Below are 13,617 nucleotides of genomic sequence, written 5' to 3'. Positions count from 1 at the left end.
CGTGGCACGTGTTGCGCACCTATGCGTACACCGCCGCGAGGATTTGCGACGTGAAGATAGCCGGACCGCTCATTTGGGAATCGCCTACCCAGGCGGGTTCAATACTCGCACGACAAGCTACGACGACAGGGGCGTAATGTATTGCGTCTTGACCTTCTGTTCCTGGTTCATCGTCCTGATCCCCCATTCAATTAAAAGACACATAAATCGCGTGAATTGCAGAAATCAATTCAAAGGACTTTGGGTTGCCGCATCGCAAAAACGACCCGTCGAAACGGGGCGGTTAAAATAATCGAATTACTGACGTGCATCCGGGGTACTCAGCTCGTCAATTCTCGAATTCGTAATTTTCTCCATGCATGCGTAAAAATCAATGAAACGTATAGATGCCTCACCAATTTCATACACGTTCGCGTAGCATTGATTATCGCGATAATTTTGCCAGTTTATTTGTGCACGCTTGAAATACGGCAGCGCGACGGGGTTGTGATTTTTTCTAATTTCCATGTCGTTTTTTGCGATTTCCTTTTCATTTTCTTCTACTGCCTTAGCGAGAGTTGCATTCGCCGCTTCAAAACTAAATTGCGCGCACGTTGCCATTTCCATACCTCCCAGGTTTTCGTTTTTACAATGCGCCTTGATCTGGTCCGGCGTCATTCCTGGATACTGCTCGATGGCTGGTTCAGCTTTCCTGTAATCAAAGCTGGCCCCATAAACTGTAGCGGCATCCGCAATTGGCGCGACAACCATATAAGTGGAGATGCCGAACACGCAGACAGGCAAGAACTTAGTGAGTCGCATCGTAAACTCCCGTATCAAACAACCGTGCTTCCCTCTGGCGGCGGCCAGAGACAATGTTAGCTATGAAACCGCGTATCACATCGCGCATCCGTTCGTATTCGCCATGATTCAGAAAGTCTGCCAAGTATTGAGCCCTGGTTCCAGGCCACGGGTCATGGGGTCCGCGACCAGTGCCGGTATTGAACAATACGGATACCAGTGCATCATATTCGTACTGATATAGCGGCACGTTAACGCTGTTGTTGATCGCTCCTTCGGCAGGCTCTCGATCGTGTCGGAATAGTTCTTTTGCGCGTTCGAGTGTGATGGTTTGTCCCATATGCAGATTGTCGGCGGGCCAAACGCGATGTCCTAAACCGGTCGTTGGAATTCCGTGTCCATCGTCGTATACCTGCAAGATGAAGCCTTGGGAAACGGGAAGGTTGTTTGTATGATGGTGAAGCACCTGATGATACGTACCATTGAGAATTCCACTTTCAAGGACGGCCATGAAAGTTATGCCTTGCTGCGAGAGAGTCCAAGGCTTGCATAACCGATCGGTCTGCAAATTAACACACGAATTCGGGTTCGTATTCGTTACTGCGCTTCCAAGTGCGTCAGGCATTTACATTTCCTCTCTGTGCCCAAGATAAACGTGAATCGAAGCAGCGTGTTCCGTTGCATATCGCGCGGTACGGCCTTGCTCGTCGGTGGTGCCGTGTTCAATCTCACCAGTTGATAGCCGCACCGTGTAGTACGTTCCGCGCATCGGCGTGCCGCGCGCGTCGCACAGCGTGAACTGTTCATCGTGGAATGGTTGTATTGCTACGGCGGTGGTCTGTGAGTCGCTTTCGCAATCCTCGGAATAAAAGAAGGGCGATTCACCGCTCGCAAGCACGCGATTTTTGCCGCATGGGCAATAGACCGGCGCAAGGTCTTTAACGAAGGATTGGCCTTGGTCCATTACGCTATGGGCGGTGCCACCAACGGGCCACACGCCTTTGCAGTTGCCGCATGTTGCCTTGTCTTCGGCCAGCGCGAAGGCTCTACCGTCTTCGTTAAACCAGTCCGATCCGGGCCCGAGGATGGACCCGCCCGTGGTCGTGCGATCGTCTTTCAGTGCAAGTCTGGTAGGCACGACTACTTCTTGTGGCCGATGTACACGGCAATACGGCACTCGCCATCAGTTTGATAGCGCGCGGTATAGCCGTTCGAATCTGTTACGCCTTTCACCGTTGCACCGGATGGCAAACGAACGGTGTAATAGGTATCCGCGAGCGGGTTTCCGGCGCGATCGCATAGCTTGAACCGTTCGTCGTGTGTGGCGCTCTGCCTGTCGAGTAACGCGGCCAGGCTTGCTGCATAACCCATGTCCCCCCATTCGTCCTCCCAACTGTGAGAGGCGCTTGCTTGCGACGCACTGAAAACCGGCGGCGGTGAACACTTGCAGATACAGATATCGTCTTCCAGCGCCTGTTGCTTCCCCCGCATCGTTGCGTTGCGGTGCGGCCCCGCCGACTCGATATAACCGTGCGATTTACAGCCTTCGCACCAGACCTTTGCTCCGATAAACGTAATCGGTATGCCGCGGTGCGTGCAGTTTTCTGCGCCCTCCAGGACAATACCTCCCGCCGTGGATTTATCGCCTAGCCTCAACAGATAACGCCTCATGTGCGTGCCTTCGTTCGATTACAGGTATGGAAACCGTGCAGATACGCGACCGGCACAGTCACGACGGACCCTCCGCCGCTAACCGGTAATCGTCGGATTACGCAAGGGGGCAGACCATCAGACAATCTTTAAGGTGGAGTTTGATTTATCCGTATTGCGTCGCGATCGAAACGCAATTTGACATTCGACAAATTGAGTCCGATATCGCAATTTATTCAGATGCGCAAACGTCGCCCGAATAAATAAGCCCGCCACGCCACGTCTCTCAACACCCCAAATCACCATTCCCACATTCCTTATAAGCCGCCCGACTTCAAACCAAAGCACAAATCGTTGTTAGGAAAACGACAGCAACAATGATCAACTGGTCGGCTTTCCTATGCTGATCGGATCATGTCAACCCGCTCCTCTTCGTCGCCGCGCAACCGCGCAGCACGCGCCGGCTTCGCCGCGTTCATCGGCACCACGATCGAGTGGTACGACTTCTACATTTACAGCACAGCCTCCGCGCTGGTCTTCAGTCACGCGTTCTTTCCCGCCAGCGCGAACGGCTTGACCGGCATCCTCGGCGCGTTCGCCGCGTATGGCGTGGGCTTCTTCGCGCGTCCGCTCGGCGCGGTGATCGCGGGGCATTTCGGCGACCGCATCGGGCGCAAACGCGTATTGGTGTTTTCGCTGGTGTTGATGGGCATCGCCACGCTGCTCACGGGTCTGCTGCCGACCTACGCAACCGCCGGTCTGCTGGCGACTGCGCTGCTCGTCACGCTGCGGTTGCTGCAAGGCGTCGCGACCGGCGCGGAATGGGGCGGCGCGTCGCTGCTCTCGGTCGAGCACGCGAGCGAGCGCTCCCGCGGTCTGCTCGGTTCGTTCACCCAGGTCGGTTCGGCGGCGGGCATGCTGCTCGCGTCGGGCACCTTCCTCACGGTGCGGCAGTGGCTGTCCGCCGATGACTTCGCCGCGTGGGGCTGGCGTCTGCCGTTCCTGTTCAGCGTGGTGCTGGTGGCCGTCGGCGTGTTCGTGCGCGCGCGCATTCACGAGCCCGCGCCGTTTCTCGACGCGCAAGCCGAAGGCAAGCTCCGCCGCCTGCCGGTCGCCGACGTGTTCCGCCATCATCGCCGCGCGCTGTTCGTGACGATCGGCCTGCGCCTGCTGCAACCGGCCATGTACGCCATCGTCACCACCTACGCGATCAGCTATCTGAACCTGAAGCGCGGCGGCGCGTCGTTCGCGCTCAGCGCGGTGATCATCGGCTCGGCGTTCGCCATCGTCGCGACGCCGCTATGGGCCGCGCTGTCCGACCGCATCGGCCGCAGGCGTCCTGCGGTGTGGGCCGTGGTCGGCATCAGCCTGCTCGTGTGGCCGTTCTTCTGGTTCCTCGATCACGGCGATCTGCGCTATCTGCCCGTGGTGTTCGCCATCGAACTCGCGCTGTTCGACGCGGCCATCTACGCGCCCGGCGCGGCCTGGTTCGCGGAGCAGTTTCCCGTCGAGGTGCGTTACAGCGGCATTTCGCTGGGTTATCAGATCGGCACGCTGATTTCCGGCGGCCTGACGCCTTTCGTCGCCGCGGCACTGCTCGTGCTGGGCAACGGTTCGCCGTGGTACATCTGCGCGTATATCAGCGCGTTGGGCGTGTTGAGTCTGATCGCCGTGCTGGCGGCGGCCGACCCCGCGCGCCGGTTGCGCGACGCGCGCAACGCGTCTGCGCCGAGTGACGCCGCCATTGCGAGCCCGCGTTGATTGCTCGCGCCGAGCCCATTTTTAAAGAGTCAATTTCGATGAGCGAACTCCGCACACACGACGAAGAAGCCCGCATCGTGGGCGCACTCGAACGCAGCCACGCCGGTCCGAAAGCCTTCCGCACGCTGTCCGCGCCGGTCTGGCGCGCGGGCCGTTTATCGGAGAAGGACAAGCATCTGGTCGCCGTGGCGATTGCACAGATCACGCGCTGCGCGTTCTGCATCGAGCATCACGCCGCGCTCGCGCGCAAGTGCGGCGCGACCGAAGCCGAAGCGCTGGCGGTGAGCTACGTGAGCGCGGCGCTGGAATCGATCGGCGAAGGTACGCTGAGCGTCGCGCACGGCACGCTCGCGATCGAGGACGAAACCGCCGTGCGCAACACGGCCATCGCGCGGGCGCGCCTCGCGTTCGCCCAGGCGGTGTTCGCCACCGATGCGATCGCACCGGCGCTGGTGTGGATCACCGCCGCCGCCGTCGCCTATGCGCAGTCCGACGACGCGCGACGCCAGACGCTGCACGAGCGGGCGCTGGCCGCCGATGCGCCTCCCGAAGCACTGGACGAGGCGTATGCGATCGCCGTCGTCTTACGCGCCGGGGCGGTCTACGCTCACACGCTGCACGTCACCGACGCCTTTCGCGACCAGCACGCCTGACCCGCGCGCGACGCGGATAAAGCTGCGCGGCTCAGGCCGTGCGACGCCCATTCGACGCGAACAGCTTGCGCACCTTCGTGCCAAGCCGACGCAAGGGCGCGCGCTTGAGCGCCTTCATCTGCCGACGCGCGCTTTCCAGCGCGCTACGCGTAGCCGCCAGTTCGTTCACGAGTGCGGCGTCCGCGGCGATGCCGTCGATCAGCGCGATATCCACCACACGCGTCGAGCGATGCAGCGGTACGGCGCCGTGCGGCCAGTTCACGTCGGGGCCGAAGGCGAGCACCTGCGTCGCCTGCGCGAGTTTGCTCGTCCAGAACGATTGCGTTTCCCCGCTGATTTCGCCCGATTCGGCGAGCGCGCGCGACAGCGCCAGCGCGTCGAGGTGAATCTCCAGACCGCGCGTTGCGTCGAAACCGCTTTGGCGCGGACCATCGGCGGGCTGCACGCTGCCGAACGACGGGCTCAAGCCCGACATCTCCGCGATCCACTGCTCCGCGGCCTGCGCATACACGGGCGAACGCGCGGCGAGATCGCAATCGAACACCGCATCCGACGATGTGAACGCATGGCGCAACGTCAGCAACCAATGCGCGAGAAAGCCGCGATAAGCGTCGGCGGGATCGATCTTCGCCACGTATTCCTTGAAGAACGTGAGGCGCTCTTCAAGCGTGATTGCTTCGCCGCTCTCCGGCATCTCCGGCAGCGTAATACGCAGCGCGTCCATCACCTTGCGCGCGAGCGGCACATGCCGGTTCATATCGAGCACGGCAAACGGAATGGCAACGAAATGCGCATTGCGATGTTTCGCCAGCAATTCCCAGCACGATTGCCATTGCGTAATCGGATTCTTCAGGACGACGATATGCACCGCATCGGGAAACGTCTCGTAAAACCATTTGAGCCGTCCGAGCGATCGGCAGAACTTGAATACCGGCACGCGCCCTTGTGCACGCGAAGTCTGCGCGAGCGTATTCAGATAATCGACGATACGCGGCGCCGCTTCGGGTGCAGCACCGGAAAAGCTGTCGATCGAAAACACTTCGTCGTAACCGGCGATCCCCGGTTGATCGCCATCGAGCAGATGCGCGAACTCCGCGAAATACGGGCTTTCCAGATTCGGATGCCCCGACCGCCAGCTGCTCGACGTGCTTTTGTCGAGCATGTCGCGATCGATGGTCGCGAGCATTTCATGCAGCGGTTCGTAATATCCCGTCACCTGATCCAGATTGCGAAAACAGGACCATAACCACGTCCCCGCCGTTCGATATCCGGTATGCAGGAAAATGGCTTGGGGTTCGGGCTTCATGCGACCTCGGTAATGAATTCAATTGCCCGTTGCCGAATGTATCCGACGACAGACCAGCGTTAAAACGCTGGAGTGTAGGCCGGGTAAAACTTACTCAGGTTACAGCCAACATTACGGACGATTACGAATTGAATTCAACCGGCTGACGCGGCCACGTTCAACGCGGTCAGGGTCGACTCGCACCAACAAGCAAAAAACCCTGGCGGATCAGGCCTGGGCTTTTTTGCAACGCAACGCAAAGCGCACGCGGCGCGCTTGAATGGCGCGAATGCTCAGTGCTGCGATACGAAATTCGCCGGGACGAGCCAGCGGAAACCGGTCAGGACTTTGCCCTGGAACTGGCATTCGACTTGCGCGGGCACGAGCGATTGCGAGCGGCGGTCTTCCATCATGCCGCTGACGGTGATCGAGCGGCCATCCGCCGAGGGCCGCTTGTCGCTGACCGAGACGAGCGCGGGTTCGGCGGACGCCTGCATTTTATCCACGCACTGATCGGTATTTTTCTGGGCTACGGACGTGCAGCCTGCGAGCGCCAACGCAGCGGCGATCAGCGCGAATGCCACGAGCCTGTCCTTCTTCATAGGTTCTCCCTCACACTTCCAACAAGGTTCATTGTCTCCAGATTCATACGGCATGCCTGGCCGACGCCGATTCTATCTCAGCGGCGAGTCAATTCTTCATATCGATACGGAGAGATTCGAATCGCGCGGCGATCAGGCACCGTTCGGGCATCGTTTGAACGCGGCGGAGCGCGCCCGAGCACAAACTGAGCGCCGTTAATAATCGGCAAGAAGATCACGCCATCGCGCGGGAGAAGCAGCCATTCAAACCGCGGCGCAACGCTCAGCGACGCATTCCGCCGCCCATTGCGCCACCGGCGCCGAAGCTGCCGCCCGACCAGCCGGTGCTGCCCGAGCTCTGCGTCGTGCCCGATTCAGCGCTGTCCGACTGGCTGTCGTCGAGCGACGTCGCGCGCGCGGTACTGCGATTGCGTGTGAGCGTCACGCCCGCCGCATTCGGCCCATGCGCCGCGTCGAGCGCGGCGAAACCGCCGGCATCATGCGGGTGATGCGCCGGCGGCGCATTCGCATTGAGCGCGGGATGCGCGCCATACACGTAGCCCTGCCCCACGCCGATCGCGAGGCTCACGCCCACCGGCCCGCAACCGGTGCTGATGACCGCCGCTTCCTGCGTGAACGAGCCCATCGTGCCCACGCCCGCCGACATTTCGCCGCTCACCGACACCGGCGCGCATTGCATCGCGTCGATCACGACGCCATTCTCCGGCACGACGACATCGATAAAATCGGTGCCGCCAATCATCACGCTCGCCAGTTTGCCGGGCGCGAGCACGCCGCCATGACTCGGGCCCGTCGTGATGAACTCGACATCGGCGGTAAAACCCGTGAGCCGCGCCGCGTGCGGCGGCAGCGTGACGCGATAAGCCGCATCGCGCGGGCCGTCGTCGATGCCCGCGAAACTGCCGCCGCGCGTCACGATGCGAAAGCCGATGCCGGGGAGATTCGTCGCGTAGACATTGCCGAGCCCCGAACCCGTGTCGGCGGGCGCGAGCACGCGCAGTTCGCGCGCGTTGTCCGGGCCGCTACAGGTGAAAGGAATGTCGTTGAGCGCGGCCACGTGCGCCGAACCGAGCACCGTGCCCACCGGCGCATTGAGCGGCACCGAAAGCTGCGCGGGCGACAGCGGCAGCACCACCGCGCCGGGCTGCGCCGTGGGACGGCAATCGGCGTGCGCGAGCGGAATATAAGCGCCCGTGAGCATCGTCAGCGCGACGGCCAGCCAGCGCGCGGCGCGACGCGCGGTCGATTCGAAAGAGCGGAGCATCGTAGAAAAAGGGCAAGTGAGCGCGACCGATTCTACGGCACCGCGATTTCAGTGCCCCGACAAGCAATTTACCGATTGTTACTCCTTGACTCCTGCGCGATGAAACACATCACGCCCGCCTGACGCGCGGGCTCGCCGGTATCGCCCGGATGATGGATGCCGTCCGTCACCGGCACCTCGGCAAAGTCGAACGGGCTGACGCCGTCGAGACACGCCACATTCACCGCGTAAAGCTGCGGATTCGAGCGGCGTTGAAGATGCGTGTGAATACCGCATCGCGAGCAAAAGAAGTGCTGCGCAACGCCGGTATTGAAGCGATAAGCGGACAGCACGTCCTCGCCCTGTAAAAAACACAGTCCATTCGTGGCGAGTGGCACGACAGCGGCGCCACGCATCCGGCAATACGAGCAATTGCAGCGACGAATGCCGTTGAAGCCGTCATTGAGCGTCGCTTCGAAACGCACCGCACCGCAATGGCACTGCCCTTTCATTTTATTCGGATCGCTAATCATATGAAAATACCTCATGCCGAAAGTCATTTGCAAACCTTGAATCAGGCGTCAAAGCCCGAGCATTAAATCCCGAGACACACCGCGCCCGCCGCCACGATCAAACACGCGATCCAGCGCGTGACACTCACCGTTTCGCGCAGAAACACGCGCCCGATCAGCACCGCGAACACCACACTGGTTTCGCGCAACGCCGACACCGTACCCATCGCGCCCGACTGAAGCGCCCAGATCACGATGCCATACGCCGCAATCGAGACCAGCCCGCCCATGAGCGATGAACCGAGCGCCATCGGCTCGTCGCGCAACGACGCACGCAGCGGCGCGACGCCGCGCAGCGCGATGAAATAGACCGGCGTCAGCCAGTAGAACAGGAACATCCACGCGGTATAGGCCACCGACTGGCCATCGGACACGCGCACACCCATGCCGTCGATGACCGTGTAGAGCGCAATCGTCGCGCCGGTCGTCAGCGCGGCCAGTGCGCCCGAGCGCGACACGCGGCGGCCCAGCAGCGCGATCGCGCAAATGCCGCCCGAAATCATCGCGATCCCGAGCGCGTGCACCGGGCCGATCGCTTCATGCGCGAACAGCGCCGCGCCGAGCGTGACGAGCAGCGGCGACGATCCGCGCGCGATCGGATACGCGAGCGCCAGATCGTTACGTCGATACGAGCGCACCAGGCTCGCGTTGTAGAAGCCATGCACGAGCCCCGAGGCGACGATATACGGCCAGGACGCGCGCGCCGGCAGCGGACTCGCCACGATGACGAGCGTCGCGACCGCCGCGATGGCGATGCTCATCCACGTCATCGACAGAAAACGGTCACGGTTGCCGTGCAGCATCGCATTCCAGGTCGCGTGGAGCATGGCGGCGAGCAGCACGATACCGCCGGTGTAACTGAGCATGGGCGTGGCGGCGCGATGGCCGGAAGGACGTGAGACAGCGAACGAGGCGCCAGCGAAGCGACGACCCGCGCCGAGAAGCACGAAGGATAACTATCTTGTCCGTGACCGGCAAACCAGATAAATTGCGCTTTCGAACCAGTTAAACTAATTCGAATGAAACCGGTCTTGCCCCCGCTGAATGCCCTGCGCGCCTTCGAGGCGGCGGGACGGCTCGGCAGCTTCAAGGAAGCGGCAGCGGAGCTGCACGTCACGCCTGGCGCGGTGAGCCAGCACGTGCGGCTGCTCGAGGAATGGCTCGGCGCGCCGCTGTTCGAACGGCTCAACCGGCGCGTGCAGCTCACACCGGCGGCGCAGGTGTATCTCGACGAAATCGGCCCGCTGTTCGAACAGCTTTCGCAGGCCACGGCGAAATACGGCGCGCCGCGCGCGGTGCCGCGCACGCTTACCGTCAGTTCGCTCGCGACTTTCACCTTGCGCTGGCTGGTGCCGCGTCTGGCGAAGTTCCGCGCCGCGCATCCCGACATCGAAGTGAAGGTGGAGACCTCGAACGAGCCGCCGGAGAGTCTCAAGGACGGTTACGACGTGATCATTCGCGGCGGCCCGGATACGTTTTACGGTTACGCCATGCGCCCCTTTCTGACCGAGGAGCGGCTGCCGGTCTGCAGCCCCGCGCTGTTGCAGCGCGCGCCGCTGCGCACGCCCGGCGACCTGCGCGCGCACACCTTGCTGCACACGTCGAGCCTGCCGCGGCTCTGGCCCGACTGGCTCGCAAGCGCGCAGATTCCCGCGCTCGCGCCCGCCGCCACGCTGACCTTCGATCACTTCTATCTGACCTTGCAGGCGGCCATCGACGGCATCGGCATTGCAATGGGACCGACCGCGCTGGTCGCCGACGATCTCGCGGCGGGCCGCCTCGTCGCGCCCTTCGCCGGTCCGCGTCTGCCGTCGCGCAGCTATTGCACCTATGTCGCCGATGAAAAGGCCAACGACGAGCGCGTGCTGCTGTTTCGCGCGTGGCTCGAACGCGAAGGCTCGGCGTCGTCGATGGGACGCAATGGGTGAAGCGGCTCGCGTGCCTTTACGACGCGGGTTGCTTCGGCGGGCGAAAGACTGCCGCGAAAACCAACGTCGGCATGCTCACTTGGGAGATCGTCGAATTGGGCGTCGACGGCGCCCGTTCCTGTATTCGTGATTCCGGCCGCTTAATCACGCCCCTTGCGCGCCGTCGATCCGCGCGAATCCGGCACGGATTGCAGCAACTGATCGCGAATCCAGCGGTGCGCAGGCGTGCCCGCATGCCGCGTGTGCTGATAGATTTTCAGCGTATAACGCGGCGCATCAAACGGCGTCGGATAGATCGCAACCGGCGCGGCATCGCGCAGGATCAGTGCGGCGCGATGCGGGATCGTCATCAGCAAATGCGAACGCGCGATGATGAACGGCGCGACGAGCACGCTCGGCAACTGCATCGCCACGTCGCGCATCACGCCAAGCCGGTCGAGCACGAGATCGATCGAGCCGCGCGATTCGTCCCACGGCGTCACCACCACGTGTTGCGCGGCGAGATACTGCGTCATCGTCAGCTTGCGCCCAATTGCCGGATGCTCGCGGCTCGCGATCACCACGTAGTCGTCCGAAAACCAGTCGGTGCTTTCGACGCCCGCAGGCAACGGCAACGCTTCCTCGTCGTAACCAAGCGCGAAGTCGATGCGGCCCGACGCGAGTTCGTCTGCGGATTCGCGGCCCCGCGAATACACCACCTTGAAGCGCAGCCCGGGCGCGACCTGCTGCATCCGCGCCATGAACGCGGGTAGCATGGCGAACGCCGTGTAGTCCGTGGCGGCGAAGATGAAGGTGCGCTCGCTCGCGGCGGGATCGAACTGCCGCGCGGGCGCGAGCCCCGCGTGCAGTAGATCGAGCGCCTCGCCGATGGGGCGCATCATGCCTTCGGCAGTGGCCGTGGGCCGCATTTCATTGCCGATGCGCACGAACAGTTCGTCGGCCATCGCGTCGCGCAGACGCGCGAGCGCGTGACTCAACGCTGAAGCGCTCATCGCCAGTTCTTCCGCCGCCAGCGTGACCGAACGATGGCGCACGAGCGCGTCGAACACCAGCAACAGGTTCAGGTCGAGCCGGCGCAGATCACGATGCATAACGTTCAATCCATGATGACAACAATGCAGTATACGCAGATTGGATATCGACTACCATCGTGAGTCTGTTGCTGTTCTCAGCAGTTTGATTGCTCATCTGGAACCCGATTACGCTTATGGCACTGACCATCCGGCCCGCCACCGCCGACGACGCGGCCCTCATTCTTCATTTCATTACCGAACTCGCAATTTACGAAAACGCCGAAGATCAGGTTGCCGCGACGACGGAAACCATTACGTCCTCGCTGTTTGGTGCGCAATCGCCCGCTAAAGCGTTGATCTGCGAACTCGACGGCCGCGCCGTGGGTTATGCCGTGTATTTCTTTTCGTATTCGACGTGGCAGGCGAAATCCGGTTTATATCTGGAAGACCTCTACGTTTCGCCCGATGCGCGCGGCCAGGGCGCGGGCAAGCGTCTGTTGCAGCATCTCGCCGGCATCGCGGTGGAAAACGGATGCGGCCGTTTCGAATGGAGCGTGCTCGACTGGAATACGCCGGCTATCGAGTTCTATCAATCGCTCGGCGCGAAACCGCAGGCCGAATGGATTCGCTATCGCGTCGAGGATGAAGCGATTCGCGCGCTCGCGTTGTCGTCGCCGGAAATTGCCGCATAAATCGCCTTGCGGCTGTAGCGTTAAACGCACGACCCGAGCGGTCGAAAAAAAAGCGGGCCGAAGCCCGCTTTTTGCATTGGCGTCATACGTACGCACTTAACGCATCTTCGCGACTTTATCCGCCGTAATCGTCGCGGACGGATTGCCGAATTGCGTCGTGACGTAATTCACCAGCGTCGCGACTTCGCTATTGCTCAACTCGCCCGCGAATGCCGGCATCGACATATGACCGTTGTTGGTCTGGCGGCTCACGCCGTGCAGCACGACCATCGTGAGATTGTCGGCATTCGACGCACCCACGCTGGTGTTATGCAGCAGCGACGGATACGCGCCCGCATCCTTGCCGCCCACGCCCGTGCCTTGCCAGCCGTGACAGCTCGCGCAATTGGCGTTGAAGAGCGTGCGGCCGTCCGCTGCCGCGCCGCCACCGAGCACGGTCAGCGGTCGATTGCGCAACGCGGTCACGCTCTGCACCGGCGAACCCCAGCCATAACGCGGCAGGCTCGTGGCGCTCATGCCATTGTTCTGCGCGGGCACCGTGCGCAGATACGTCGCCATCGCGCGCAGGTCCTGGTCCGAAAGAAAGCGCGTGCTGTTCTCGACGACCTCTGCCATCGGTCCCGCCGCGTTCGCCTTGCCGGGCGCCGCGCCGTCACGCAGATAGGCGATCAACTCCTCGTCGGTCCAGCCGCCGATCCCGGCGACGCGGTCCGGCGTGATGTTATACGCCGTCCAGTTGCCGAGTTGCGCGCCCGCGAGCGACTGGCTCGACAAGCCCTGCATGAAATTACGCGGCGTATGGCACTCCTGGCAATGCGCGAGCGCACCGACCAGATACGCACCGCGATTCCATTCGGCGCTCTTCGCGGGATCGGGCTGGAAACGGCCCGAGTCGAAATTGAAGAGATTCCAGAACACCATCGCCCAGCGCTGGTTGAACGGGAAGCCGAGCGTATTCGCAGGCACGGCCTTCGCGACCGGCGCAATCGTACGCAGATACGCGCGGATCGCGAGAATATCGTCGTCGGTCAATTGCGTATAAGACGTATACGGCATGGCCGGATACAGACGCTTGCCGTCCTTCGATTTACCTTCGCGCACCAGGCCGATAAAGTCCGCATCGCTCAGATTGCCGATGCCATAGGTTTTATCCGGCGTGATATTCGTCGAATAAATCGTGCCGAACGGCAGATCGAACGGCACGCCGCCCGCATAAGGCTTTGCCTTGTTCGACGTGTGGCACGCAATGCAGTCCGCCGCGCGTGCGAGATATTCGCCGCGCTTGACGAGCGCGACCTCGTCGCTTGCGCTGGCCGCGTGCGCGAGCGTGCCGGTCAGCGCACCGCTCAAGGCCAGCGCGCCGGCGGGCAGCCATTTGCGCAATACGTTGAAGATGCGGCGCGTGTGGGTTGTCGTTGTGTGGGTCAGTTTCATCGCG

15 protein-coding genes are annotated in these 13,617 nt (G+C 61.9%); 4 read left to right on the top strand and 11 right to left on the bottom strand.

Going from position 1 to position 13,617, the window contains the following annotated elements; all coding sequences use genetic code 11:
* Positions 1 to 297: 297 nt before the first annotated feature.
* From G5S35_RS27990 to G5S35_RS27975, 4 genes are all read right to left on the bottom strand, one after another.
* Positions 298 to 801 (bottom strand): lysozyme inhibitor LprI family protein, encoded by a 504-nt coding sequence (locus G5S35_RS27990; RefSeq protein WP_080180873.1) that lies wholly within the window; start codon positions 799 to 801, stop codon positions 298 to 300.
* Positions 788 to 1,291, bottom strand: a complete 504-nt coding sequence (locus G5S35_RS27985; protein ID WP_074986902.1) for a lysozyme — start codon at positions 1,289 to 1,291, stop codon at positions 788 to 790. The genes G5S35_RS27990 and G5S35_RS27985 overlap by 14 nt, the downstream gene beginning before the upstream one ends.
* Before the next feature lie 114 nt (positions 1,292 to 1,405).
* Entirely contained in the window at positions 1,406 to 1,918 is a 513-nt protein-coding gene (locus tag G5S35_RS27980) for a PAAR domain-containing protein (protein ID WP_082991773.1), read from the bottom strand.
* 2 nt (positions 1,919 to 1,920) lie between these two features.
* Positions 1,921 to 2,451: a PAAR domain-containing protein gene (locus G5S35_RS27975; protein WP_065058826.1), complete on the bottom strand. Its 531-nt coding sequence runs from the start codon at positions 2,449 to 2,451 to the stop codon at positions 1,921 to 1,923.
* A 393-nt stretch (positions 2,452 to 2,844) separates the two neighbouring features.
* On the opposite strand from G5S35_RS27975, the gene G5S35_RS27970 reads away from it, so the two are divergent.
* The gene (locus G5S35_RS27970; RefSeq protein ID WP_074986904.1) at positions 2,845 to 4,191 is read left to right on the top strand and encodes an MFS transporter; all 1,347 of its coding nucleotides are present in this window, start codon (positions 2,845 to 2,847) and stop codon (positions 4,189 to 4,191) included.
* A gap of 38 nt (positions 4,192 to 4,229) precedes the next feature.
* The gene (locus tag G5S35_RS27965) at positions 4,230 to 4,844 is read left to right on the top strand and encodes a carboxymuconolactone decarboxylase family protein (RefSeq protein WP_183039544.1); all 615 of its coding nucleotides are present in this window, start codon (positions 4,230 to 4,232) and stop codon (positions 4,842 to 4,844) included.
* Between the two features lie 31 nt (positions 4,845 to 4,875).
* Here the strand turns inward: G5S35_RS27965 and G5S35_RS27960 are convergent, their stop codons facing one another.
* The 5 genes from G5S35_RS27960 to G5S35_RS27940 form a co-directional block, all read right to left on the bottom strand.
* The gene (locus G5S35_RS27960; protein WP_183039543.1) at positions 4,876 to 6,150 is read right to left on the bottom strand and encodes a hypothetical protein; all 1,275 of its coding nucleotides are present in this window, start codon (positions 6,148 to 6,150) and stop codon (positions 4,876 to 4,878) included.
* Between the two features lie 272 nt (positions 6,151 to 6,422).
* Positions 6,423 to 6,731 (bottom strand): hypothetical protein, encoded by a 309-nt coding sequence (locus G5S35_RS27955; protein WP_074986907.1) that lies wholly within the window; start codon positions 6,729 to 6,731, stop codon positions 6,423 to 6,425.
* Positions 6,732 to 6,993: 262 nt separating this feature from the next.
* Positions 6,994 to 7,995 carry a hypothetical protein gene (locus tag G5S35_RS27950; protein WP_074986908.1) on the bottom strand — a complete coding sequence of 334 codons (1,002 nt, stop codon included), beginning with the start codon at positions 7,993 to 7,995 and terminating at the stop codon, positions 6,994 to 6,996.
* Between the two features lie 68 nt (positions 7,996 to 8,063).
* Positions 8,064 to 8,486, bottom strand: a complete 423-nt coding sequence (locus G5S35_RS27945) for a GFA family protein (protein WP_231957471.1) — start codon at positions 8,484 to 8,486, stop codon at positions 8,064 to 8,066.
* 83 nt (positions 8,487 to 8,569) lie between these two features.
* Entirely contained in the window at positions 8,570 to 9,412 is an 843-nt protein-coding gene (locus tag G5S35_RS27940) for a DMT family transporter (RefSeq protein WP_065058820.1), read from the bottom strand.
* 153 nt (positions 9,413 to 9,565) lie between these two features.
* Here G5S35_RS27940 and gcvA point away from each other — a divergent pair, with 153 nt between their 5' ends.
* Positions 9,566 to 10,474, top strand: coding sequence for a transcriptional regulator GcvA (gene gcvA / locus G5S35_RS27935; protein ID WP_074986909.1), 909 nt, complete (start codon positions 9,566 to 9,568; stop codon positions 10,472 to 10,474).
* Between the two features lie 140 nt (positions 10,475 to 10,614).
* Here the strand turns inward: gcvA and G5S35_RS27930 are convergent, their stop codons facing one another.
* Positions 10,615 to 11,565, bottom strand: a complete 951-nt coding sequence (locus G5S35_RS27930) for a LysR family transcriptional regulator (RefSeq protein ID WP_065058818.1) — start codon at positions 11,563 to 11,565, stop codon at positions 10,615 to 10,617.
* 116 nt (positions 11,566 to 11,681) lie between these two features.
* Here G5S35_RS27930 and G5S35_RS27925 point away from each other — a divergent pair, with 116 nt between their 5' ends.
* Positions 11,682 to 12,179: a GNAT family N-acetyltransferase gene (locus G5S35_RS27925; RefSeq protein ID WP_183039542.1), complete on the top strand. Its 498-nt coding sequence runs from the start codon at positions 11,682 to 11,684 to the stop codon at positions 12,177 to 12,179.
* 96 nt (positions 12,180 to 12,275) lie between these two features.
* Here the strand turns inward: G5S35_RS27925 and G5S35_RS27920 are convergent, their stop codons facing one another.
* Positions 12,276 to 13,613, bottom strand: a complete 1,338-nt coding sequence (locus G5S35_RS27920) for a c-type cytochrome (RefSeq protein ID WP_183039541.1) — start codon at positions 13,611 to 13,613, stop codon at positions 12,276 to 12,278.
* Positions 13,614 to 13,617: the final 4 nt, after the last annotated feature.

This window comes from Paraburkholderia tropica (genome assembly GCF_014171495.1).
In the GTDB taxonomy this organism is placed as follows: Bacteria; Pseudomonadota; Gammaproteobacteria; order Burkholderiales; family Burkholderiaceae; genus Paraburkholderia; species Paraburkholderia tropica.
The sequence above is the reverse complement of the archived record's forward strand: the minus strand, read 5'-3'. Positions and strand labels throughout refer to the sequence as shown.

Coding starts and splice junctions, on each gene's coding strand:
- G5S35_RS27990 (WP_080180873.1), bottom strand. CDS start 801: ATGCGACTCACTAAGTTCTTGCCTGTCTGCGTGTTCGGCATCTCCACT.
- G5S35_RS27985 (WP_074986902.1), bottom strand. CDS start 1,291: ATGGCCGTCCTTGAAAGTGGAATTCTCAATGGTACGTATCATCAGGTG.
- G5S35_RS27975 (WP_065058826.1), bottom strand. CDS start 2,451: ATGAGGCGTTATCTGTTGAGGCTAGGCGATAAATCCACGGCGGGAGGT.
- G5S35_RS27970 (WP_074986904.1), top strand. CDS start 2,845: ATGTCAACCCGCTCCTCTTCGTCGCCGCGCAACCGCGCAGCACGCGCC.
- G5S35_RS27965 (WP_183039544.1), top strand. CDS start 4,230: ATGAGCGAACTCCGCACACACGACGAAGAAGCCCGCATCGTGGGCGCA.
- G5S35_RS27960 (WP_183039543.1), bottom strand. CDS start 6,150: ATGAAGCCCGAACCCCAAGCCATTTTCCTGCATACCGGATATCGAACG.
- G5S35_RS27955 (WP_074986907.1), bottom strand. CDS start 6,731: ATGAAGAAGGACAGGCTCGTGGCATTCGCGCTGATCGCCGCTGCGTTG.
- G5S35_RS27950 (WP_074986908.1), bottom strand. CDS start 7,995: ATGCTCCGCTCTTTCGAATCGACCGCGCGTCGCGCCGCGCGCTGGCTG.
- G5S35_RS27945 (WP_231957471.1), bottom strand. CDS start 8,486: ATGAAAGGGCAGTGCCATTGCGGTGCGGTGCGTTTCGAAGCGACGCTC.
- G5S35_RS27940 (WP_065058820.1), bottom strand. CDS start 9,412: ATGCTCAGTTACACCGGCGGTATCGTGCTGCTCGCCGCCATGCTCCAC.
- gcvA (WP_074986909.1), top strand. CDS start 9,566: ATGAAACCGGTCTTGCCCCCGCTGAATGCCCTGCGCGCCTTCGAGGCG.
- G5S35_RS27930 (WP_065058818.1), bottom strand. CDS start 11,565: ATGCATCGTGATCTGCGCCGGCTCGACCTGAACCTGTTGCTGGTGTTC.
- G5S35_RS27925 (WP_183039542.1), top strand. CDS start 11,682: ATGGCACTGACCATCCGGCCCGCCACCGCCGACGACGCGGCCCTCATT.
- G5S35_RS27920 (WP_183039541.1), bottom strand. CDS start 13,613: ATGAAACTGACCCACACAACGACAACCCACACGCGCCGCATCTTCAAC.